Origin of the sequence: Myxococcus virescens (genome assembly GCF_900101905.1) — a bacterium.
Classification (GTDB): Bacteria; Myxococcota; Myxococcia; order Myxococcales; family Myxococcaceae; genus Myxococcus; species Myxococcus virescens.
This window is the reverse complement of the sequence record NZ_FNAJ01000004.1, coordinates 632,428-655,868: the sequence shown is the minus strand read 5'-3', so window position 1 is coordinate 655,868 and position 23,441 is coordinate 632,428. Positions and strand designations below refer to the sequence as shown.

The 23,441-nt window shown below is 70.2% G+C and carries 17 protein-coding genes; 10 read left to right on the top strand and 7 right to left on the bottom strand.

Features of this window, described 5'->3' with window-relative positions; genetic code table 11:
• Positions 1-325: IS30 family transposase (locus BLU09_RS16205; RefSeq protein WP_143043141.1), on the top strand; the 325-nt coding region annotated here is incomplete at its 5' end.
• 76 nt (positions 326-401) lie between these two features.
• Here BLU09_RS16205 and BLU09_RS16200 read toward each other — a convergent pair.
• The 5 genes from BLU09_RS16200 to BLU09_RS39395 form a co-directional block, all read right to left on the bottom strand.
• Positions 402-1,250, bottom strand: coding sequence for an aldose epimerase family protein (locus BLU09_RS16200; protein ID WP_090490428.1), 849 nt, complete (start codon positions 1,248-1,250; stop codon positions 402-404).
• A gap of 7 nt (positions 1,251-1,257) precedes the next feature.
• Positions 1,258-2,913, bottom strand: a complete 1,656-nt coding sequence (gene pruA / locus BLU09_RS16195; RefSeq protein WP_090490427.1) for an L-glutamate gamma-semialdehyde dehydrogenase — start codon at positions 2,911-2,913, stop codon at positions 1,258-1,260.
• 356 nt (positions 2,914-3,269) lie between these two features.
• Positions 3,270-3,689 carry a DUF488 domain-containing protein gene (locus tag BLU09_RS16190; protein ID WP_090490426.1) on the bottom strand — a complete coding sequence of 140 codons (420 nt, stop codon included), beginning with the start codon at positions 3,687-3,689 and terminating at the stop codon, positions 3,270-3,272.
• Positions 3,690-3,824: 135 nt separating this feature from the next.
• A complete protein-coding gene (locus BLU09_RS16185; RefSeq protein WP_167371092.1) occupies positions 3,825-4,238 on the bottom strand; it encodes a response regulator in 414 nt (137 codons plus the stop codon).
• Positions 4,239-4,388: 150 nt separating this feature from the next.
• Positions 4,389-5,498, bottom strand: a complete 1,110-nt coding sequence (locus BLU09_RS39395; RefSeq protein WP_244171758.1) for a S1 family peptidase — start codon at positions 5,496-5,498, stop codon at positions 4,389-4,391.
• Positions 5,499-5,876: 378 nt separating this feature from the next.
• On the opposite strand from BLU09_RS39395, the gene BLU09_RS16170 reads away from it, so the two are divergent.
• From BLU09_RS16170 to BLU09_RS16140, 7 genes are all read left to right on the top strand, one after another.
• Entirely contained in the window at positions 5,877-9,461 is a 3,585-nt protein-coding gene (locus tag BLU09_RS16170; RefSeq protein WP_090490455.1) for a protein kinase domain-containing protein, read from the top strand.
• 66 nt (positions 9,462-9,527) lie between these two features.
• On the top strand, positions 9,528-10,184 hold the full coding sequence (locus BLU09_RS16165) for a 2-hydroxychromene-2-carboxylate isomerase (RefSeq protein WP_090490424.1): 657 nt from the start codon (positions 9,528-9,530) through the stop codon (positions 10,182-10,184).
• A 136-nt stretch (positions 10,185-10,320) separates the two neighbouring features.
• On the top strand, positions 10,321-10,968 hold the full coding sequence (locus BLU09_RS16160) for a hypothetical protein (protein ID WP_090490423.1): 648 nt from the start codon (positions 10,321-10,323) through the stop codon (positions 10,966-10,968).
• Between the two features lie 76 nt (positions 10,969-11,044).
• Positions 11,045-12,241 carry an acetyl-CoA C-acetyltransferase gene (locus tag BLU09_RS16155; protein WP_090490422.1) on the top strand — a complete coding sequence of 399 codons (1,197 nt, stop codon included), beginning with the start codon at positions 11,045-11,047 and terminating at the stop codon, positions 12,239-12,241.
• Between the two features lie 29 nt (positions 12,242-12,270).
• Positions 12,271-12,486: a hypothetical protein gene (locus BLU09_RS16150; protein ID WP_026113800.1), complete on the top strand. Its 216-nt coding sequence runs from the start codon at positions 12,271-12,273 to the stop codon at positions 12,484-12,486.
• 163 nt (positions 12,487-12,649) lie between these two features.
• Positions 12,650-12,847, top strand: coding sequence for a hypothetical protein (locus BLU09_RS16145; protein WP_013938428.1), 198 nt, complete (start codon positions 12,650-12,652; stop codon positions 12,845-12,847).
• 149 nt (positions 12,848-12,996) lie between these two features.
• A complete protein-coding gene (locus BLU09_RS16140; RefSeq protein ID WP_090490421.1) occupies positions 12,997-13,725 on the top strand; it encodes a DUF1751 domain-containing protein in 729 nt (242 codons plus the stop codon).
• Between the two features lie 18 nt (positions 13,726-13,743).
• Here BLU09_RS16140 and BLU09_RS16135 read toward each other — a convergent pair whose 3' ends face one another.
• Positions 13,744-15,381 carry a sigma-54-dependent Fis family transcriptional regulator gene (locus BLU09_RS16135; RefSeq protein WP_090490420.1) on the bottom strand — a complete coding sequence of 546 codons (1,638 nt, stop codon included), beginning with the start codon at positions 15,379-15,381 and terminating at the stop codon, positions 13,744-13,746.
• A 142-nt stretch (positions 15,382-15,523) separates the two neighbouring features.
• On the opposite strand from BLU09_RS16135, the gene BLU09_RS16130 reads away from it, so the two are divergent.
• Positions 15,524-16,399: a dioxygenase family protein gene (locus BLU09_RS16130; RefSeq protein ID WP_090490419.1), complete on the top strand. Its 876-nt coding sequence runs from the start codon at positions 15,524-15,526 to the stop codon at positions 16,397-16,399.
• A 31-nt stretch (positions 16,400-16,430) separates the two neighbouring features.
• The gene (locus BLU09_RS16125; protein WP_090490418.1) at positions 16,431-17,045 is read left to right on the top strand and encodes a YceI family protein; all 615 of its coding nucleotides are present in this window, start codon (positions 16,431-16,433) and stop codon (positions 17,043-17,045) included.
• A gap of 106 nt (positions 17,046-17,151) precedes the next feature.
• Here BLU09_RS16125 and BLU09_RS16120 read toward each other — a convergent pair whose 3' ends face one another.
• Positions 17,152-23,391 carry a DUF6982 domain-containing protein gene (locus BLU09_RS16120; protein WP_090490417.1) on the bottom strand — a complete coding sequence of 2,080 codons (6,240 nt, stop codon included), beginning with the start codon at positions 23,389-23,391 and terminating at the stop codon, positions 17,152-17,154.
• Positions 23,392-23,441: the final 50 nt, after the last annotated feature.

The following is a 23,441-nucleotide window of genomic DNA, read 5'->3' as shown; positions in this document are numbered from 1 at the left end:
CCAGCAGATTGGCCAGCTGCCGCAGGCCCTGCGCCGCAGCCTCACCTGGGACCAGGGCAAGGAGATGGCCGAGCACGCGCGCTTCACCATCGACACCGACGTCCAAGTCTATTTCTGCGACCCCCACAGCCCGTGGCAACGCGGCAGCAACGAGAACACCAACGGACTACTGCGCCAGTACTTCCCCAAGGGCCTGGACTTGAGCGGCCTGTCGCGCGCCCAACTCGACGCCGTCGCCCATCAACTCAACACCCGCCCCCGCCAGACACTCGACTGGCGTACCCCCGCAGAGGTATTCGCTCAAAGTGTTGCGATGACCGGCTGAAACCGCCGGCAAATGTCCCGACATTTCCGAACAGCAAGGTGCAGGAGTCGCCCCGGGGGGCTCCGGGCCCTGCCGCTCAGCCTTGGATGTCGAAGCGAAGCGACGTCCGAGTTCCAGGCTGCACGTGCGGCAGCCCTTCGCCCGTGGCCAGCGCACCCTTGGCGGCGGTCCACGGCTCCACGCAGACAAAGTCCTTCCCACGCAGCGTCCACACGACGAGGACGCGGTACTCGGGGCTCCACGACAGGCGAATGGGCTTGAGCCCAGGGCCCCGCTCCAACGTCGTTCCCGGCTTCGAGTGGTCCTTCAAGTGAAGGTCCACTTCCTCCTCGGTGAGGTTCAGCCCGGTGACGTTCACGTCCTGCTTGCGCCAGTTGTCCCACGCGCGCGTGGCGTCCGTGTCCACGCCCGCTTGGGCCTTCGCCGCGTCCGGCACGCGGAAGTACGGATGAAAGCCCAGGTGCAGCGGCATGGGCCGCGTGTCCCGGTTCTCGAACGCGCTCTCCAGCGTGAGCCGTTGGCCAGCCAGCGAGAAGGTGAGCCGTGCGTCGAACCGCCACGGGAAGTGGCGCAGCGTCTCCTCGTTGGAAGACAGCTCCACCACCAGCCGTGACGTGTCCGCCTGCCGCACCTTCCACGGCAGTTTCCGCGCGAAGCCGTGCTGCGGCAGCGTGTACTGCTGACGGTCCACGGAATAGGTGTCCCCGGGTAGCGGCCCGGCATTGGGGAACAGCACGGGGATGCCCCCGCGCACGTTCTTCGCCGGGTCCGCGACGGTGGCCTCGTCGAGGTACAGCAACTCGTCACCGTCCACGCACATCCGGCTGACGAGGGCCCCGCGTGAAGGAAGGACCTCCACGCGGCACCCGCCGTCCACCAGAGCGTACGTGTCCAGGCCTGCGATGCCGGGGAACGGACCGTTCATGCGTGCCTCAGATGGCGCCTTCGTTCGGGTCGTTGTCCATGAAGGGGTAGGGCACCTTCACGGGCGGGACGAAGGTCTCCTTGATGGTGCGGGGGCTGGTCCACCGCACCAGGTTGAGGGCCGAGCCCGCCTTGTCGTTGGTGCCGGACGCGCGGCCGCCGCCGAAGGGCTGCTGGCCCACGACAGCGCCGGTGGGCTTGTCGTTGATGTAGAAGTTGCCCGCCGCGTGGCGCAGCTCGCGCAGCGCCGTGTCGATGGCCTTCCGGTCGCGCGCGAACACCGCGCCAGTGAGGGCGTAGGACGCGGCCTGGTCGACCTCGCGCAGCGTCTCCTCGTACTTGGCATCCGGGTAGACGTGCAGGCCCACCAGCGGCGCGAAGATCTCCTCGCGGAGGATGCGGTGGGTGGGGCTGTCGAGCTGCACCAGCGTGGGCTTCACGAACCAGCCCTGCTTCTGGTCCACGTCGCCGCCGGCCACGATGCTGGCCCCGCTGTCGCTCTTGGCCAGGTCGATGTACGAGGAGACCTTCTTGAAGGACTTCTCGTCGATGACGGCGCCCATGAAGTTGCGGAAGTCCGACACGTCACCCATGCGAATCTCGCTGATGAGCGCCTGGAGGCGCGGCTTCAGCTTGGGCCACAGGGATTCGGGGATGAAGACGCGGCTGGCGGCGGAGCACTTCTGGCCCTGGTACTCGAAGCCGCCACGGACGATGGCCACCGCGAGCGCCTCCAGGTCGTCCGCCGCGGACGGGTGGGCGACGATGAAGTCCTTGCCGCCCGTCTCGCCGACGATGCGGGGGTACTGCTTGTAGCGGGAGATGTTCTCGCCCACCGTGCGCCACATGGCGTTGAACGTCGGCGTGGAGCCGGTGAAGTGGATGCCGCCCAGGTGCGGGCTGGCCAGCACGGGGTTGCCCACCGTGGGGCCATCACCCGGGAGCATGTTGATGACGCCGTCGGGCAGGCCCGCCTCGCGCAGCAGCTCCATGATGTACCAGGCGCTCAGGGCCGCGGTGGACGACGGCTTGAAGAGCACCACGTTGCCCATGATGGCCGGCGCGGTGGCCAGGTTGAGGGCAATGGCCGTGAAGTTGAACGGGGCCACCGCGAAGACGAAGCCGTCCAGCGGGCGGTAGTCCGTCATGTTCCACGTCTGGTACGCGGCCTCCGGCTGCCAGCCGAGAATCTGCTCGGCGAAGTGCACGTTGAAGCGAATGAAGTCGATGGCCTCGCACGCGGCGTCAATCTCCGCCTGGTGGGCCGTCTTTCCCTGCCCCAGCATGGTGGCGGCGTTGAGGATGGGGCGGTAGCGCGTGGCCAGCAGCTCCGCGGCGCGCAGGAAGATGGCGGCGCGCGACTGGAAGGGCATGCGCGCCCAGTCGTCCTTGACGGCCAGGGCGGCCTGGATGGCCTGCTCCGCGTGGCTGGCGTCCGCCTCGTGCAGTGTGGCCAGCACGTGCTGGTGGTTGTGCGGCATGCGCACCGTGTCCGTCTTGCCGGTGCGGATGTGCTTGCCGCCGATGATGACGGGGATGTCGATCTGCTCACCGGCCATGCGCTTCAGCTCGGCTTGCACCTCCCGGCGCTCGGCGGTGCCGGGCGCATAGGAGAGGACAGGCTCGTTCTTCGGCGGCGGGACGCGGGTATGGGCGTTGATCACGCGGATTCACCTCGGGCGGAAACGAAGGGCGCGCAGCATAGCCAAGCAGCCCAGTGGGGGAAGCGTGGAAGGCGGCGCAATCTCCAGTGAACCCTTGGGGTTTTGGACAATTCCCCGTCATTCCGGGGCGCCTTGGCTCACTGACGCGGTGCGCGGGGACGATGAGGCCCATGCGCGTCCCCTCGCGCCCCGCCGAGCAGCCTGCCGGCGTGCGCGGTTTCCACCCGCCGATGACGGGGGTGTTCGAGCTCATGGCGCCGGACGCGCACGACCACGTCCCGCTGCTGCTGAGTCCCTTCGGCGACTCCACGTACCGGAAGGAGTTGAGCCACGGCGCGCTTTCCCTTGGCGGCACGTCAGGTGTGTCGCGTCGAGCGGCCCCGGCCTCGCCGCGGGGCACATGGAGCCTTCTTCGGATCGGCGCCACCGGATGCCTCTTCGAGGAACTGTTGGAGGGCCGCCGCGTTGTTGTGCTCGGTGTCGTGGGCGCTGTAGACGAGCGTCACCGTGCCGTGGCGCGCGGCTTCGAGCAGGGGCTGCCATGCCGCGGGATTCGCCGCGAGCTCGGCGGAGTATCTTCGGCAGAACTCGGACCAGCGGTCGGGGTCGTGTGCAAACCACTTCCGCAGCTCGGTGCTGGGGGCTGCGTCCTTCAGCCAGGCTTCGAGGGGAAGCGCTGTCTTCCGCACGCCTCGCGGCCACAGCCGTTCCACCAGGAAGCGCCGCCCATCCGTGCGGCTTGCTGCCTCGTACGCCCGCTTGAGTCGAATCGCCACTGGAGCACCTCGCGTGTCACCCGTTCATTGGCGGCAACGCCCGGGCGCCCTGCGACCGTCCCGCGTTCCAGCGGGGCCGGCGCCCGTCTTCTCACTCGGGGCGCGCCGTGCCGGGGGGCTTCGAGGTGAGCGGTCTCAGCTCTTCCACGCGGGCTGGATGGTGGGCGCGGCCGGGGTGACGGCCTCCGTGCGAGCCAGCAGCGCGTGAAGCTGGGCGATGAGCACGGGCGGCTTCACCGGCTTGACCAGGTAGGCGTCCGGGACGGGCTGGTCCGCGGGCCCTTCCGTGCGAGGCGCATAGCCGCTGACAAAGATGACGGGGATGTGCTTGAGCGTGGGCTCGGAGCGGAAGTGGCCACAGAGCGCGTAGCCGTCCATTCCGTCCATGTTCACATCGGAGATGAGCACATCGGGCGGGTGCGCCAGGGCCTGCTGAAGCCCCGACTCGCCATCGGCCGCCGTGGTGCAGTCAAACTCGCCGGAGAGCAGGAGACGGAGCGTCTCCCGCATCGTCCACGAATTCTCGACGATGAGGACCTTCGGCTTCACGACACCCCGACTCTCAGGGAGGCTGCCGCCCGGCGGTGCCCGGTGCACACGCTCTCCCCCGGCGAAAGGCCCAGCATCACCCCACGCGCCAGCCGGGGCAAGAGGGGGTGCTCAGCACCCCTCGGGTCCGTGGGGGCCGCGGCGCGGCGCCTACTCCTCCGGAGGGGGGCTCACGAGGCCCTGACGCGAGACGGCGGAGTCGGGCTCCTCGTCGCCTCGGGCTTCCCTCTCGGGGACATCTTGGGACGTCCACTCCTCGCCGCGCTCCACGCGCGCCTCCCACGGCGTGTCGGCATGGGGCGCCGCGTCGCCGTGCTCGTGGGCGAGGTGCCGGGAGGCGTCCGCCGCGCCACGGTCCTGCGCGTCCGCCACCTGCCCGCGGTTGCGCGGTTGGAAATTCTCCCCGGCGTGGAAGCTCGCCTGCTGGTCATCTCCAATGTCCCTGGGCCGCGCGTCCTGGGGGCCCTTGTCCTTCTTGCCAGCCATGGTGCCGTCTCCGTGGGTCGGGAGGGCGTGAGGTTCCGCCCCGTTCGCTTCAAGTTCGGAGCGGGCGGCCCCTGGGGCAACGACGCCAGGGCCCACTGGCGGGAGGGCGGCCTGGCGAGGCGGAGGCGGCGCCTGCCGGGCCAGGGCCGGTCCCTTTCGCGACAGCCGCGCCACCACCTCCGCGAGCCCCGCGGTGGGCGCGGCGATGCGGCAGGCGGCCCCGCCGTGGACCAGCCCCACCACCTGCATGCGCGCGTCCACCAACGGCGCGCCGGAGTCTCCCGGCCGGCCCCGGATGGTGGTGAAGAGCGCGGCGGGCACCTCGGGAAGCGAAGGGCAGCGGCCCAGCCGCTCCAGCACGGCCTGCTGAGGCTCGTTGGGACGGTCATTGCGGCCCGCGAACACCAGCGGCTCGCCCGGAGCGGGCAGGGCCTGGGCGACGTCCAGTGGACGCACGGGCGCTGGCGCGTCCAGGCGGAGGACGGCGATGTCCCGGCCCCGGTCCACGTGCACGGCGCTGCCGTCCATCCGGCGTCCGCCCAGGAAGGACAAGGGCACCCGCGTGTCCTCATTCCGGAGGCAGTGCGCGGCGGTGAGAATGTGCCGGCCGTCTTCCACCACCACGCCCGCGCAGTGGCCCGGCTCCAGCGTCACCGTCGCCGCCGCCACGTCATCGAGGTCCGGCGGTGTCTCCTCCTCCGACGTGTGGCATGCCGTCAGCAGCAACGCCCCCACGCCCGCCCCCAGCCACGTCCTCCAGCCCGCGTCCCTCATCCATCACCCTCGTGGCCCGCTCACCCGGCCGGCGCCTTCGAGGGAGGATGTGCACCCACGCGTCCGGGGCTTCGGGCCGGGCTGCCAGGCCGCCGCCCAGCCGAGGCCCGTGTTGTCAGGTGCTTGTCGCCTGGGGCCGCATGCGCGGTGCGACACTCAACGCCGACACTGCACTGATGATGTGTGCCTGTCGCAAGGAAACGTGATATCCCATGAACTTCTGCATTTCGCTGACCCCGCCGGTTCCCCTTCGTGAGCGACGAGGAGAAGACAGCAGTCCTGGACGAGCGCAGCCGTCCTCCAAGTTCGTGGGGGGACCGCATCCGCACGCCCATCACCCTGCCGGGAGCGCGCGCCGGGGAGCGCCGCTCGTTGGCCGTGGGCATGGTGGTGACGGGGCGCTACCGGGTGGAGGGGCTGCTGGGCGAAGGCGGCATGGGCCGCATCTGGCTGGCCACGGACCTGCACGAGCACCGCCGGGTGGCGCTCAAGGAGATGCAGGTCCCCGCGGGCCTGACGGCGGGCAAGACGGAGGAGCTGGTGCTGATGTTCCGGCACGAGTTCTTCGCCATGAAGAAGCTCCAGCACCCCGGCACCCTCAAGGTCTTCGACTGGGGCATGACGGAGGCCGGCAACCGCTTCATCACCATGGAGGTGGTGGACGGGCAGGACCTGAGCTCGCTGGGGCGTGAGTCGCCACTGGACACGCGCACGCTGTACCGCGTGCTCATCCAGATGTCCCAGGTCCTGGCCTTCCTGCACTCGCGGCTGTACGTGCATTGCGACATCAAGGCCAGCAACATCCGCATCACCAGCGCGGGCGCGGTGAAGCTGATGGACTTCGGCGTCATGCACCAGCTGGGCACCCCCAGCCCCGGCCGCCTCAAGGGCACGCTGGAGTACCTGGCGCCGGAATGGCAGCGCGGCGCGAGCATCGACGGGCGCGCGGACCTCTATTCGCTGGGCGTCATGGCCTACTACCTGGTCACGCGCCGGCTGCCCTTCAAGCGCAACACCCCGGCGGCGCTCCTGGCGGACCACCTGACGCGGCCGCCGCCGAAGCCGTCCACGATTTGCCCGGTGGATCCGCAGCTGGAGGAGATCATCCTCCTGCTGTTGGCGAAGGATCCGCGCGAGCGCTTCCAGGACGCCAGCGAGCTGATGGAGGCGCTCTGCCACGCCAGCGGCGAGCCGATGCCGGAGGAGCCGCTGTCGGCGCGCGCCAGCTACCTGCACGTGCCGGAAGTGGTGGGCCGCGCCGCGGAGCTGGAAGCGCTGATGAACGGCCTGGCCGAGGCGGACTGGGGCCAGTCGCGCGCGGTGCTCATCGGCGCGCCCGCGGGCGTGGGCAAGACGCGGCTGCTCCAGGAGTTCGAGCTCCAGGCGAAGCTGGCGGAGCTGCCCTTCGGCCGGGGCCAGTGCCGCGCGGAGGGGCAGGCCCCGTTGACGCCCATCGTCCAGGCGGTGCGGTGCCTGGTGCCGCTCACGCCCTCGGAGATGATGGAGCGCCTCGGGCCGAAGCTGCGGCAGCTGCTCCCGGGCCTGACGCCGGACGCGGGCGAAGTGCATCCGGTGGCGGGCGAGGAGAAGCTGGCCTTCTTCGGCGCGCTGGCGGAGTGGGTGCAGGCGCTGGGCCGGCGGATGACGCTGGTGCTGTGCTTCGAGGACCTGCAGTGGGCCGACAGCGCCACGCTGGAGGTGCTCAACGTCCTCATCCGCGCCCTGTACGGCACGCGCGGCATGGTGGTGGGCACGTTCCGGAACGGCGAGCTGAGCCGCCTGAGCCTGGCCTTCCAGACGGTGGACGAGAAAATCACCACCCGCATGGACCTGGAGCCGCTGGCCGCCGAGCACGTGCGCACGCTGGTGGAGCTGGCGTTGCCGGGGCTGGCCGTGCCGGAGGCCTTCGTCACGCGGTTGCATGAGACGACGGGCGGCAATGCCTTCTTCGCCACCGAGTGCCTGCGCGCGCTGGTGGAGGAAGGCGCGCTGACGCGGGTGGGCGGCCGGTGGAGCGCCGTCGAGGGGCTGGACACACGGCCGCTGCCCGCCAGCATCCACGACGCGGTGCTCGCGCGCCTGGGCAGTGCTCCGGCGGAGCAGGTGTCGCTGCTGCGCCAATTGGCGCCCGCGGGGCGCAGCCTGGAGCTGCCCATGCTCCGCGCGCTGGCGGAGCTGCCCGAGTCCGAGCTGTTCGCGGTGCTGGACGGCATCGTGGAGCGGCAGTTCCTCCAGGAGGTGGAGGGCCGCTACGTCTTCACGCACGACACCGTGCACCAGGCCGTCTACGACAGCACGCCCGAGGAGGCGCGGCGCGTGGCGCACGGCCGCGTGGCGCTGGCGCTCCAGACGCTGCACTCGTCGCGGCCGGAGCTGTCGCGCACGGTGGGGTGGCACTACCTGCGCTCGTCGGAGCCGGAGCTGGCCATTGGCCCGCTGCTGGACGCGGGCCGGGCCGCCATCGAGGCGCAGGCGCTGCTGGAGGCGACGCTGCTGCTGAAGGAAGCGGCGATGCTGCTGGAGGCCGCGCCGGACTTCCCGGGCCGTGACAGGCTGCTGCTGCGCATCTGGGTGACCATGGTGGAGGTGGGCTATTCGAGCGATCCGCCCACCTCGCTCGTCTTCGCGCGGAAGCTGAGCGACCACTGGACCTCCACGGTGGACCTGGTGGACGGGCGGACGGAGGCGGTGGCCGCGCTGGAGGCCGCGTGCGCCGCGCCCGAAGCGGAGCGTCCCGCGCGCCTGAAGGCGCTGTTCCGCGAGCGGGAGGCGGACACGTTCGCCAGCACCGCGGACGTCTTCTGGAAGCAGGCCGAGCTGCGCATCCTCCAGGCCATGGCGCTGGCCAGCGTGGGCCGCACGGAGGAGCTGACGGCGCTGCTGGAGCGCGTGCGGGCCGAGCAGCCGGAGGTGTCGCCTTACCGCGCCGCGGTGCAACTGGCGCCCGCCCAGTTGTGTGCCTACACGGGCCGCTTCTCCGGTGTGCTGGAGACGCAGTACGAGCAGCTGAACCGGCTTCGCGGGCTGTGCGAGGTGATGGGCCGGCTCCCCAAGCGCCTGGCGTGGGCGCTGGGCATGGGCGGCTTCACGATGAACATGAACCTGGCGCTGCGCGGCGAGCCGCTGGACGCGCAGGCGCTGCGCGACGGGTACGCCGTGGCGGAGGCCCATGGGTTCACGGACGTGCGCGGCTTCCATCTGTTCGCGGTGGTGACGCGCGCGGCCTTCACGGGCGACGGCGCGGCGTTCGTCCCGGCCTTCACGGAGAAGACGGAGCTGGTGCGGCGGCTGGGCAACCCCCGGTTGATGGAGCGCAACCTGGCCCTCTTCACACCGCCGTACTACCTGGAGCGCGGCGAGCACGAGCACGTGGCCGCGGTGGTGGCCCGCGCCGAGGCGCTGGCGCGGGTGCTGCCGGAGGACCGGTGGCTCCAGTGTCACCTGCGGGTGTATCAGGCCTGCCGCGACGTGCTCTTCGAGGATGCGGGTGCGGCGCGCCGCTCACTTCCCGCGGCCCTTGCCGCCGCGCGCGAGGGCGGCGTCCGCATGGAGACGCTGCTGCGCGTCTACCAGTCCCGCTTCGAGCGGGAGCAGGGCAACCTGGTGGCGGCGCAGGACGCGGCGGAGACGGCGCTGGCGCGGGCCACGGACCCGGTGCTGGCCAATCCGTGGGATGAAATCCTCTCCCGCCGGGCGCTGGCGGCGCTGCTGCCCGGTGAGGAGGGCCTGGCGCACCTGCGCCGGGCGCTCGCGCTGGCGGAGCTGACGGGCAACGTGCTCCAGGTGGGGCTGGTGCGCCTGGCGCTCGCGGAGCGCGCGCGGGACGCGGAGTCCTCCGTGGTGGCGCTGGAGGCGGCCGAGGCGGCCTTCATGGATGCCCGGGCCTCCAGCCTGCTGGCCCTGGCCAGCTCCCTGCGGGGTGCGCTCCAGCGCCGCGCCGGGGAGCTGCGCCAGAGCGCCTGATGTGACGCGGGAAAGTCGACGGGACTGTGTCCTCACGGCCCGGACGTGGGGCGTTAGACTCGGGCCATGGCCCACGCCCCTCTGCGGTTCCTGCTGGATTTCATCTCGCCGTATGCCTACCTGGCCTGGACGCGCCTGCCGGCGCTCGCCGCGCGCCATGGCCGCACCGTGGAGCCGGTGCCCGTGCTGCTCGCGGGGGTGCTCAACGCGACGGGAAACATCGGTCCCGCGGAGGTCGTGCCCAAGCGGGCCTACATCTTCAAGCAGACCTTCCGCATCGCCCATGACTTTGGCGTGCCCTTCGCGCCGCCGCCGACGCATCCCTTCAACCCGCTGCTCGCGCTGCGCGTGACGGCCGCCGTGGAGGACGTGGAGGCCCGGAGCCGGCTGGTGAGCGCCCTGTATGCCTCCGCCTGGGGCGGCGGGAAGGGGGCGGAGTCGCCCGAGGCCGTGGGCGCGGCGATTCAGGCCGCGGGGCTGGACGCCCAGGCGCTGCTCGCGGCGGCCCAGACGCAGGAGGTGAAGGACCGGGTCCGGCGGAACACCGAGGCGGCGGTGGCCGCCGGGGCCTTTGGCGTGCCCACCTGTCTGGCGGACAGCGAGCTGTTCTTCGGCGTGGACTCGCTGGGGCACCTGGAGCAGTTCCTGCGCGGCGAGGACCCGCTCACCCCGGCGGACGTCGAGCGCTGGCGCACGCTGCCAGCCAGCGCGTCCCGGCGCTGAAGCCAGCGCACGCGGGCGCCGCTTTCCGCTAGGGTCCCGGAGTCATGGTCTCCGGTCGGCCCGCCTTGTTGACCTCCCTCGTATGGCTCCTCGCGCCCGTGGCGCGGGGGGCGGTGCACCTGGAGGTCCTCCCTTCATGAACGTCCTCGCCGAGTTGGGCATCGCCGTCGCCGGCCTGGTGCTGGCGCTCGTGCTGCTGTCCATGAATCTGTGGCGCAGCATCCTCTTCCTCTTCCCGTCCAGCGTGCGGGTGGAGCCCGAGGCGCCCGCGGACCAGATGGATTTGCCCCTGGAGCTGTCGGGGCGCGCCAACCAGCTCCAGGCGCTGGGGTTCGTGCCGCTGGGCAGCCACGAGGAGAAGCCGCGCCTCCAGCGCGCCACGCGCTCCTACGATTGGGCCCACCCGGGTGAGCGCGTCTTCGCCACGCTCCATGAGGGGCAGGGCGGCGTGCCCCGGCTGTACCTCCTCACCCCCCTGGCCCCCGGGGGCTTCGTCATCACCGCGGACTACCGGCGCCCGGCGCTGGAGGTGCCCGGCGTCTATCTGGCGGGTTCACTGGAGGACGCTCCGCCCGACCGCCTGCTGCGCGCGCACCTGCGCCGCCTGGACGGGTTGCAGCCCGCCGGGGATTTCACCTGGGAAGGCAGGGTGGCCGCCGGGCGTTCCTGGTACCAGGGGCTCGGCCGCAAGGAAATCCGGAAACAGAACCTTCAAGGTTTGTTGTGGACCGTCATCGCGCTTGCCATCGTCGCCAGCGCCTTTTTCGGGCCGCGTGCGCCCTAGGGCCGCCCGTCCCACACGTCACGACGTCACGGCGCGCGTGCACCGCGCGCCCCATGAGAGTAGGTAGACGACCACCATGAAGAGCGTGTCCAAGAACGAGGAAATCTACTTCCTGTCCGGCAAGCGCACCCCGTTCGGTACCTACGGGGGAAGCCTGAAGGACCTCAGTGCCACCGACCTCGCCGTGGAGTCGGCGAAGGCTGCGTTGGCCCAGGCGAAGGTGTCTCCGGAAGACGTCCAGCACGTCGTCTACGGCAACGTGGTGCAGACCAGCGCGGACGCCATCTACCTGCCGCGCCACGTGGGCCTGCGCACCGGCGTGCCCGTCCCCGTGCCCGCGCTGGGGGTCAACCGGCTGTGCGGCTCCGGCTTCCAGGCCTTCATCACGGCGGCGGAGCTGATGCTCACCGAGCAGGCCGCCGTCGTGCTGGCCGGTGGCACCGAGTCCATGAGCCAGGCCCCCCACGTCATCCGCGGCGCCCGCTGGGGCCTGCCGCTGGGCAAGGGCAGCCTGGAGGACATGCTGTGGACGGCCCTCACCGACAGCTACACCGGCCAGGCCATGGCGCTCACCGCCGAGCAGCTCGCGGTGGACTACTCGCTCACGCAGGACCAGGTGGACGAGTACGCCGTCCTCACCCAGAAGCGCTTCGCCGCCGCGCAGGAGGCGGGCCGCTTCCAGGATGAAATCGCCCCCGTCACGCTGAAGACGAAGAAGGGGGAGACGGTGGTGTCCCGGGACGAGCACAACCGCCCGGAGACGTCGGTGGAGAGCCTGCGCAAGCTGCCCAAGGTCTTCAAGAAGGACGGCGTGGTGCACGCGGGCGCGGCCAGCGGCATCTGCGACGGCGCCGGCTCCATGGTGATGGCCACCGGCAGCTTCGTGAAGAAGCACGGCCTGCAGCCCATTGCCCGGCTCGTCAACTGGGGCGTCTCCGGCTGCGACCCGAAAATCATGGGCATCGGCCCCGCGCCGGCCATCCGCCAGCTGCTGGAGCGCGCCCAGTGTCAGCTGTCGGACATCGACCTCTTCGAGGTCAACGAGGCCTTCGCGCCGCAGTACCTGGCGGTGGAGAAGGAGCTGGGGCTGCCCCGTGAGCGCACCAACGTCAACGGCGGCGCCATCGCCGTGGGGCACCCGCTGGGGGCTTCCGGCGCGCGCATCACCACCACGCTGGTGTACGAGCTGAAGCGTCGCGGCGCCCGCTATGGTATCGGGTCCGCCTGCATCGGTGGCGGCCAGGGCATCGCGGTGCTCGTCGAGGCGCTCTGATGACACAGGACTCCCAACCAGGACGCGAGATGAGCAACGAGGTGGACGCGAAGACGGCGCGTGAGCGGGCCAAGGCCATCGCAGAGCAGCGCCGCGCCGAGCGTCGCAACCGCAAGCGCAAGTGCGTGGTGTGCAGCGTGGAGGAGAGCGACAAGACGCCCCTGACGGCACACCCCGAAGGCATTGGCCCGGCCTGCAAGGACGAGGTCACCTGCCTGTCGCGCAAGGCCGCCAGCGGCCGGTGACGTTCCAGCCCCCGAGCCCGCGCGCTCCGTGCGAGGCTCGGGAGCCCACCTCCCGGGTGGGATGCCCAGGACGCGCAAGGGCCGGATTGTCGGGCCCGATTCTTGATGGCGGAATCGTCTCGGGGTAAACGTCCAGAATCTCTGGTTTATGACGAGGGTCGGAATGGGCGTTATCAGCTTCACGGGCGTCAAGGTGTTCTCCACCACGCTCGCGCGTGACCGCGAGAACATGGGTGAGAACATCACCAAGTGGCTCAAGGAGAACTCCAACCTCGAGGTGGTCGACAGGGTGGTGACGCAGTCCTCCGACAAGGAGTTCCACTGCTTGACCATCACGCTCTTCTACAAGCCGAAGGCTTGATTGGCCGCGAGGCAGTTGACGAAGCGTGAGTGTGCGAGGGCGCTTTCCCCGGTATCGGGGATGGGCGCCCTTCGTCATTTGGGGTTGCGAAGCGAGCGGTGTTCCACCACCTTTGGACGGCTCTGAGCAACGAGAGGATGGTGTACTGAATGCGACCGATGAGGAGCTTCGGAGGCGGGGGCGGCGGCATGGGACTGCCCGGCCTGGAGACCACGGCGTCCAAGTTGGCGGTGGCGCTGGTGGCGGGCTCCGTGATGTTCCACCTCACGAAGTCGCAGTCGGGTGGTTTGCTGCTGCTGTTCCCGGACCTGGTGTTCGGCAAGCTCTACCTGTGGCAGCCGCTGACGTACGCCTTCATCGAGTCCAGCCCCATCGGCATCATCTTCGGCGCCATCATCACCTGGTCCATTGGCGGCTACCTGGAGTCCATCTGGGGCAGCAGGCGCCTGTTGATGGTGGCGCTGGGCATCGCGGTGAGCGCGGGCCTCATCACCTCGCTGCTGGCCATGCTGGTGCCCGGCGCGACGGTGCAGGCGTACGCGGGCGGCAACGTCATGACGTCGGTGCTGTGGGTGTCCTACGGACTCTCCATTGGCCGGGGGCAGACGAACTTCTGGGGGCTGCCGCTGTCGGGCAACGCGCTGGCGGGCATCGGTGCGGGCTTCGTCGTCCTGTCGGCCATCACCAGTGGCTGGCAGACGCAGGTGCCGGACCTGCTCGGCCTCTGCATGGCGTTCGCCTACGTGCGCGGGGCCAGCCCGCGCAAGCTGTGGCTGCACCTGCAGCACTGGCGGCTGCAGCGTCAGTTGAAGGGCCGCTCCAAGCACCTGCAGGTGGTGCGGCAGGACCGGCCGGACCGGGACCAGTACCTCAACTGACGCCGGGCCCTTCGCGACTCAGTGGGCCGCCTCCGGGTGGCCGTACTGCTTGAGCTTGCGGTAGAGGGTCGCCACGCCGATGTCGAGCTGCTCGGCGGTGCGCGCGCGGTTGCCGCCGTTCTGCGCCAGCACCGCCAGGATGTAGTGCTTCTCCATGTCCTCCAGCCGCTGTGGATTGCCGGTGGGCACCAGGCTGGGAGGCGCGGCGCGGACCTCCTCCGGCAGGTCCTCCCGTTCCACCCGAGTGCCCTCGCACAGCGCCACCGCGCGCTCCACGGCGTTGCTCAGCTCACGCACGTTGCCGGGCCACGCATAGCGCAGCAACTGGTCCGCCGCGTCCGGGGACAGGCCCGACACCCTGCGGCCCAGGCGCTCCGCGGCCTCGGCGAGCAGCAGCCGCGCCAGGGGGAGCACGTCGTCGCGGCGCTCACGCAGCGGCGGAATCTTCAGCTCGATGACGCGCAGCCGGTAGTAGAGGTCCTGACGGAAGCGCCCCTGGCGGACCTCCTCCGCGAGGTCGCGGTTGGTGGCGGCCACCAGCCGCACGTCCACCTTGCGGCTGGCATTCTCGCCCACGCGGCGCACCTCGCGCTCTTGCAGCACGCGCAGCAGCTTGGCCTGCATGGACGGTGGCACCTCGCCCACTTCATCCAGGAAGAGGGTACCGCCATGGGCCGCTTCGAAGAGGCCGGCCCTGTCGTGGGTGGCGCCGGTGAAGGCGCCGCGCGCGTGGCCGAACAGCTCGCTCTCCAGCAGGCTTTCCGTGACGGCGGCGCAGTTGACGGCGACGAAGGCCTTGTGCGCGCGGCCTGACTCGTCATGGATGAGGCGGGCGATGCGCTCCTTGCCCACGCCGCTCTCGCCCGTGACGAGCACCGTGGAGTCCACCTTCGCCACCCTGCGCGCCAGGTTGATGATTCGCTGCATCGCCTCCGAGCGCGCCACCATGCCCGCCGGGTCCTCCGTCACGCCCGCGCGCGCCAGCGACTGCCGCTTCGCGCGCAGCTTGCGCTCCGCCTGCCGCAGCGCCTCCGTCACCTGCGCCAGCATTCCTTCCATGCACTGGGTTTCATAGAGGCGCAGCACCTCCGTGCACTCGGTGCTCCACTCCTCGGCGGGGCGGCCCACGTAGTGGCATGCCGCGTCGCCCTTGCCCACGCAGCGCAGCTCCGTGCCGTAGATGGGCTTGCCGTTGACGTAGCTCATGTAGCCGGACGCGAAGCCGGTGAGGCTCCAGCACACCGGCTGGTCCGACTGGCCCAGGTGCAGCAGGTGCTGCTCGGCTTCATAGGAGTCGTGCCACTGTGCTTCGGCGAAGGGCTCCGGGCCTTCGTCCGCGCGGCGCTGGACGGGCTCCACCCGGACCTGTCCCTGGAGGGTGTGCAGCCGCCCGCCGGCACGGCGCCACAGGGATTCATCCTTCCAGGGAACCGCGCCCTTCATCGCTTCGGCCGTACGCCAGCCGTGCGCGTAGCCCAGGCGCGTGAAGGTGCCGCGCGCCGCCGTCATCCCCATCAGCTTGATGAGCTCCTTGCGCAGCAGCCCCAGCGCCACCGGGTCCATCAGCAGCACGCGCTGGCCTCCGAAGTGGATGAGCCCACCCCCCGGCTCGAACGACAGCAGCTCACTCAAGTCCAGCTCGAAACGGCCACCCACGCTGTAAGACTCCTTCCAGAATGAGTGGAGTCTCTATCGTTTTGATAGGTCCATTGCACGGAAGGTTTAGGGAGCGGAGCAAATCCAATAGGTTGGAGTTTTGGGTGTCGTGGTCCTCCGGTTGCATTAGAAGGCGGCCGTCATGGGCGACGAACTCGACAGACGCGTGGTGCTTCAAGGCGCGGCGGCGGCCGGGGTGGTGGGCGTGCTGGGGGCGGGTGGTCCTGGCGGCGGCCAGGCCGTGGCCCCCGCGGCGTTCATCTCTCACGGCTCACCGATGGTGGCCCTGGACGCGGATGCCTACCCGCAAGCGCTGCGTTGCTTCGGCGGCGAGGCCCAGGCGCGGGCCCTGGTGGTGGTGTCCGCCCATTGGGAGACGCCCGGCGAGATTCGCGTCACCGCCAGCGCGCAGCCGTCGCTCATCCATGACTTCTATGGCTTTCCCGAGCCGCTCTACCGCCTGCGCTACGGCGCGCCGGGTGCGCCGTCCCTGGCCCATGACGTGGTCGCCCGGCTGAAGGCGGGTGGGTTGCCCACCGTGGCTGACGCGGAGCGCGGCTGGGACCACGGCGCGTGGGTGCCGCTGCTGCATGCCTTCCCGGAGGCGAAGCTCCCCGTCGTCCAGGTCTCCATGCCGCTGGGCGCGAGCCCCGCGGACATCGCGCGGATGGGCGAACTCCTCCGGCCGCTGCGCGCGCAGGGCGTGCTGTTGATGGGCAGCGGCGGCATCGTCCACAACCTGCGCCGGCTGAATTTCCAGGAGAAGGCGGCGTCCGTCGAGCCGTGGGCAGCGGCCTTCGATGCGTGGATTGCGCAGAAGCTGGAGGCGCGAGACTTCACCGGCCTTCAGTCATGGTTGGATGCACCGAACGCGCGGCTCGCGCATCCAAGGGCCGAACATTTGATGCCGCTCTACTTCGTCCTCGGAGCTGCCCTCCCCGAGGACCGTCTCACCCCCGTATTCGAGGGCTTCCATCACGGAACCTTGTCCATGCGCAGCTTCGCGCTGCGCGCCTGACTTCGCTGTATCTCCCAGGAGCACACTTCCTATGAAGACGTCCATGAAGAGCGCCGTTGCCCTGTTTTTCGCCCTCCCGTCCATCGCGCTGGCCTCCACCTGGAAGGTGGATGACGCGCACTCCAGCGCCGGCTTTTCCGTCCGGCACATGATGGTGTCGAACGTCACCGGCTCGTTTAACGTGAAGAGCGGCACGGTGAACCTGGATGACAAGGACATCACCAAGTCCAAGGTCGAGGCCGTGCTGGACGCGTCCACCGTCAACACCGGCAACGCCAAGCGCGACGAGCACCTGCGGGCCCCTGACTTCTTCGACACGGCCAAGTTCCCGGAGATCACCTTCAAGTCCACCAAGGTCCAGAAGGCGGGCCAGGGCAAGCTGAAGGTCACCGGCGACCTGACCATGCACGGCGTCACCAAGCCGGTCGTCCTGGACGTCACGGGCCCGTCGAAGGAGTCCAAGGACCCCTGGGGCAACACCCGCACGGGCGTGACGGCGACCACCAAGCTGAACCGCAAGGACTTCGGCCTGGCCTACAACCAGGCGCTGGAGGCGGGCGGCGTCGCGGTGGGTGAGGAAGTCACCGTGAACCTGGAGCTGTCGCTGGTGAAGCAGGCCGACGCCGCCGCGACGGACAAGAAGTAAGCCTTCGCTTCTTCTGAAATGACGGAGGGGCCTCCCACGGTGGTGGGGGCCCCTCTTTCATTTGCGGGGCACGGTGGCCCCGCCCGTCCTTCGGGGACGCGCCCGCTCAGCCCTCGGCCACCGCCTGCACGCTGGAGCGGTAGATGAAGATGCGCGCGGTGTTGGTGCGCTGGTCGGCGGGGATGACGAAGAAGCCCGGCGTGCTGCCGTGGAAGTCCTGGGAGAAGCCCGCGACCTGACGTCCGTCGTTGAAGGTGACCCGAATCTTCTGTCCCTCCACCTGCGGCTGACGCGCACCGGCGGCGAGCATGAAGAAGATGGCCTTCACGCGCTTGCCCGGAATCTGCTCGGCGGCGAAGCCGCTCTGCTGCTCCAGGGAGATGACCTCGTCGAGCAGGTCCGCGTCGCGGATGGTGCCGCGCTTCACCTGGCCTTCGACGGTGTGGATGATGACGCGGTGCTCGCCTTCCACGAAGGAGGTGAGGGCCGTGCCTCCGACGATGGCCGTGTCATCGAAGAGTGGCTCACGCTCCATGGCGACGTGGTTGGCGGGCGCGGCCGGCATGACGACAGCGGTGTGCTGCGGCTGCGCGGCGGTGGCCAGTGAGGCCGCCTGGGCGAAGTGCGCGGGCGCCGACGCGACGACGGGGATGGCGGCCATGGGGGCGGGCGGCGGCACCACGGCTTCTTCCTCGACGTCGATTTCGGAGACCTCCTGCTCGAGCTCCATCGAGACTTCTTCCTCGATGGGCGTGGCCTCGGTGTAGTCCTGCGCCTGAGCACCGAAGGGGCTGTCCGTGCTGGCGGCGGCCCACTGCGACCTCACGGGGGCACTGTCCAGGATGGGCTCGGCCTCCTCCATGACGGGCTCCACGTCCACGGAGGCGTCATTCCACTCCGCGGAGGCAGGCGTGGCCGTGTCCGCGAGGGAGACCTCTTCAGCGGGCGCTTCGTTCCAGTTCGCCGTCTGCTCCGAGGACCACTCGGTGGTGGCGGGGGCCTCCCAGGTCGCGTTGGTGTCGTGGCTGGTCGCGGACCATTCCGCGGCCGTGGGGGCGTTGTCCGCGGGCGTGTCCCACTGCGAGGCGGCAGGCGCGCTCGTTGAGGCCCATTCGCCGGCCGGAGCGGCTTCCTCGATGGGGTCGGCCCACTCGGCCTGGACTTCCTCGGTGGCGGGCGTGGACCACGCTGCGTGTGGGGCTTCCGTGGGCGTTGCCCACTCCTGCTGAGCGCCCTCCGCCGGAGCGGCGGCCCACTCTTCCTGGACTTCTACTGCCTCGGGGGCGGCCCACTCTGCCTGCGCGCCTTCCGTGGGGGCCGCCCAGGCGGGCTGCGCGGCTTCGGTCGCAGGCGAGGCCCACTCAGGCTGGGCAGTGGTTTCGGTGGCAGGTGTGGCCCACTCGGCCTGGACTTCCTCGGTGGCGGGCGAAGCCCATTCCGACGCCGGTGCAGCGGCATCGGTCGCAGGCGACGCCCACTCGGCCTGGGCTCTCTCGGTCGCAGGCGAAGCCCACTCCGGTGCTGGTGCAGCGCCTTCCTCTGGCGACGCCCACTCGGCCTGGACTTCCTCGGTCGCAGGCGAAGCCCATTCCGACGACGGCGCAGCGCCTGCCTCGGGCGTGGCCCACTCGGCCTGGACTTCCTCGGTGGCAGGCGAAGCCCACTCCGACGACGGCGCAGCGCCTTCCGCGGGCGTTTCCCACTCGGCCTGAACTTCCTCGGCAGCGGGATTCGCCCACTCGCCTTGCGCCTCTTCCGTCGCAGGTGAAGCCCATTCCGACGGGGCGGCGGCATCGGCAGCGGGAGCGGCCCACTCGCCTTGAACCTCTTCAGCCGCAGGCGAAGCCCACTCAGCCGGCTGCGCGGCCTCGGTCGCGGGCGTAGCCCACTCGGACTGGGCTCCCTCGGTCGCAGGCGAAGCCCACTCCGACGATGCGGCAGCTTCGGCCGCAGGCGTGGCCCACCCGGCTTGGACTTCCTCGGTCGCGGGCGAAGCCCATTCCGACGGGGCGGCGGCTTCGGTCGCGGGCGTAGCCCACTCGCCCTGAACCTCTTCAACCGCAGGCGAAGCCCACTCCGACGATGCGGCAGCTTCGGCCGCAGGCGTGGCCCACTCGGCCTGGACTTCCTCGGTGGCGGGCGAAGCCCACTCAGGCTGAGCACCTTCGCCGGGCACGGCTTCGGCCGAAGGCGTGGCCCACTCGGGCTGCCCGGCGTTTTCGGTAGCGGGAGCGGCCCAGTCGGTTCGCGCTGCTTCAGCAGCAGGCGTCGTAGCCCACTCGGGCTGCGCGGCGGTTTCGGTCGCAGGCGCAGTCCATTCGGTCTGAACTTCCTCGGCGGTCGCCCACCCGTTTTCCGAAGAGGCAGTCCATTCCGCCTGAGCGGTGTCGGCGCCCGGCGTCGTCCAACCTGCCTGGGCATCCGTCGTGGCGTCAGCGGTTTCTGGCGCAGCCCATTCGGCCTGGGCCTCCGTCGTCGCGGGAGCAGCCGTCAGGGCGGCTCCATCCTGCTGGGCGGGGGTGGCCCACTCGGTTTGCACTTCCACCGGCGCTGCGTCGGGCGTAGGGGCCGACCCATCGGCCTGAACCTCGGTGGGCGCGGCCTCAGAAGACTCGGCCCACTCGGCCTGGACTTCCATGGGCGCTGCTTCAGTCGATGCCGTGTTCCAGCCCTCGCTCGAGGACGCTTCAGCCGTAGCCCACTGGGCCTGGCTGTCCTCGGCGATCGGTTCAGCCCACTCCGCTTGGATTTCGACGGGCGCGGCCTCGGTGGAGGACGAAGCCCATTCGGCCTGGGCCGCCTCGGGCGTGGCGTCTGGCGTGTTCGCAGCCCATTCCGTCTGCTCGCTGCCGAGGGCGGCTTGCGCGGCGGTGCCGGTCCACTGCGACTGCGCCTCGGTGTGCGCCTGCTCCGCGGAGGTGGCCCACTCGGGGTGGGCCTCAGGGGCTGCCGCGTCTTCGGCCGCAACCCATTCGGGCTGGAGCTCGGTGGTGGAGTCGGCCCACTCGGCCTGGCCCGCCTCGGAGGCGATGCCTGCATCGGAAGCCGCCCACGCCGCGTGGCTCGCGGCAGGCGCCGTTTGCTCGGAGGTTGTCCACTCGGAAGCGGTGACAGGCTCCGCCCACTCCGCCTGGAGTTCGACGGTCTCCGAAACAGGATCCTCCCAGCCTGCATACGCATCGCTGGATGCGGCCTGCTCGCCGGAAGTGGCCCATTCCGTCTGAGCCGCTTCCGCAGCGGGCTGCTCGGAAGTGGAAGCCCATTCAGGCTGCAACTCGATGGCGCCCGCGTCCCCCTCCGCCATCGCCACACTGCGCTCATCGGTCGGAGCGAAGTGTCCGTGGGCCAGGAACTCGTTCGCCGCGGCGAGAGGCACGGCCTCTTCGGGGTTCCCGCTCAGGTCGAACATCTCCTCGGCGGAAGGCGTGTGCGAGGACGAACGCTGCGGGTCTCCCACCACCTCGATCGTTTCCGCGTGGAGGTCCGGACCTACCTGGACCGGCCGGAGCTCGAGCGATGGGACATCCGACGACGCGAAGGGCGCAGCCTCCGGCGGGAAGTCCGCTTCCGAAGCGGTGGCCTCCGTGCCGACTTCGATAACCTCGAGCGTGGGCTGCTCGCTCCCGGCGTCAGCGGCCTGGAACGACGCCTCGTCCCCGGCGTGTCCGGGCGCGGACTCGACATCGATGACATCGAGCGAGGGCTCGTCGGACGACACCTCGGCCGCGTTGAGCTCCAGCGTCGGGACGCCTCCCTGCTGCGCGGGAGACTCTTCGCTCACCTCCGAGCCATCGAGGGTGATTTCAGCCGACTGCGGCTCGGCGACGTCGGAGGCCTCCAGGGAAATCTCCGCGGCCGGCTCAATCGGGGCGGACTCGGCAATGTCTGTGGCGTCGAGCGCGATTTCGGAGGGCGACTGGGCGGAAGGCGATTCGGCGACGTCGGACGCATCGAGCGCGATTTCGGGCTCGCTCATCTCGGGCGCAGTCTCGATGGCAGCCAATTCGCTGACGTCGGAGGCCGCATGCGCCGTGGTGGAAAACTCCTCGGCCGCGTCCGTGGTGCCCCAGGCGCTGGATGCGAGCGCCGTGTCGGAGGTGGCTTCGGCAGCGGTCGCCACCGAGTCCAGTTCCATCGTGGCCGCATCACTGACATCGGCGGTGTCGAGCGCCACTTCCGGATACGCCTCGGCAGTGGCCGGCTCGCTCGCTTCGGACGTCGCGAAAGCGTGCTCGCTCACAGCCGTGTCGCTGACCTCTGCGGCGTCGAGCACCGCTTCGGTGTACGGTTCGCCTGCGGCGGTTGCATCGCCTTCGCTGAAGGCCGTCTCGGCGAAGGGCTCGAACGAGGCTGCTGCGCTGCCGTAGGTGTCGGAGGGGGAGGCCTCGGCGACGACCTCGCTGCTGGCATCCGTGGACGCCAGCTCCGGCTCGGGAGCAGACGTCTCGATGACATCCGAAGCCGAGAGCGCCAATTCAGGAGCGGCTGCGGTCGTATCGCTGGACTCGGAGGCAGTCAGCGCCGCCTCGGGAGAAGCCTCCGTCGTCGCGGTGTCGCTGACGTCGGCCGTCGCGAAGTCTGCCTCAGGGTAGGCCTCCGCCGTCGCGAACTCCGTCGTGGGATAGGCCTCGGCCGTCGCGAAGTCTGCAGCGGGGTAGGCTTCCGCCGTCGCGGCATCGCTGGCGTCAGACGCCGTGAGAGCCGTCTCGGGATAGACCTCCGCCACGGCGACATCGGAAGCGTCGAGCGCGATTTCGGCGGGCGAGTTGTCGGTGCCCGTTTCGGTCCCGGCAGGCGCGTCGAACGCCATCTCCGAGGCGTGCTCAGCCGCCGCATCGCTCACGTCGGTTGCATCGAGCGCAATCTCGGTGGGCTCGGCTTCGGCCGAAGCCTCATCCGCGGTGTCGAGTGCAATCTCGGCGGGCTGTGCGTCGTACGTATCGCCCGCGCTGGCCGCGATGAAATCCGCCGCGCCGTGGTCGGCCGTCGCACTGGCATCAGCCGTCTCGTCGGTCGTCGCACCCGCGTCCCACGTATCCGCGGAGTCCGCAGCCGACGCTTCGAGCATTTCGGAGGCATCGAGCGCGATTTCGGAATCCGCAGCCTGCGAGGCCGCCTCCGGCTCCGCCATGGCGGCAACGTCGATGATGTCGCCCGCATCGGCGACGTCCACGTGCTCAGTCTCGACGGCGAGCGGTGCGGAGGCCCACGCATCATCGATGGGGGCGGGAGACTGCTCGTGGGCCAGGACAGGCTCGCTGTCGGCGGTGCCGTCCAGCAACTCGACCTCGGCGGAGGGGACCTCCACTTCCGTCGAGGCCAGGGCATCGTCCGTGGGCGCCACCGGCGCCTCCGGTGCCGACTCGACCTCCATCGACAGGTCGGCGAACGACGCCTCCAGGGAGGTCTCGGGTTCGGCGCTGGCGGCCACCGCCGGGGTGTCCGACCCCACTTCGGAGAAGTCATCCTCCGCAACGTTCAGGGCTTCCGGCTGCGCCTCCTCGGACACGGGCTGCGCATCCTGCTGGAGGTCCGCGGTGACGTCCGCGAACGACGCTGACGGGTCATCCGCCGCGGCCGGTTCCTCGCCGGCGGACATCGCCTCGATGTCGGGCTCCTGCTCAGCGCTCAGTGCATGCTGAGCCTGTCCACCGGCGCCCGGCGTCATCCACGGCGCGGGCTCGCTCAGCGCGGGGATGTCGATGTCGTCTGAAAGGCTGAGGTTGTCCGGCTCGACAGCCGGCTGGTGTGCGGGAGCGGTGGGGTAGGACTGCTGCTGCACGGACTCCGCGGCATAGGCCTGCGGATCCGCCTGCCACGCTTCGGCAGTGCCCTGTGCGTAGCCCGCATTCGGGTCCTGCGCCTGCTGCGCGTAGGCCTGCGCATTCGGGTCGTACGCCTGAGCGTTCGGGTCGTAACCCTGCTGCGCGTAGGCCTGAGCGTTCGGGTCGTAACCCTGCTGCGCGTAAGCCTGCGCGTTCGGGTCATACGCCTGAGCGTTCGGGTCGTAACCCTGCTGCGCGTAGGCTTGCGCGTTCGGATCGTACCCCTGGTTCGGGTCGTAGCCGGCGGGGTAGGGGTACCACTGGCCGTCGTCGGCGTAGTAGCCCTGGGGTTGCTGCTCGTAGCCGGCGGGGTAGGGGTACCACTGGCCGTCGTCGGCGTAGTAGCCCTGGGGCGCGGCCTGCTGCTGCCAGGCGGCGGCGTCCGCGGCTGGCGTGTCATCCACGCCCAGCTGTGCGCGCAGCTCGTTCCAGCGAGCCTCCTCCACCGGAGACAGGCTTCCCAGCTTCCGCTTCTCGTCGAGAAAGCGGAATTCTCTCATCGCTGCGCGCGTGTCCGACATCCGTCACCTTGCTGCGGACAGCGTACAGCCGAGCTTCTGTCGCAGCGTAA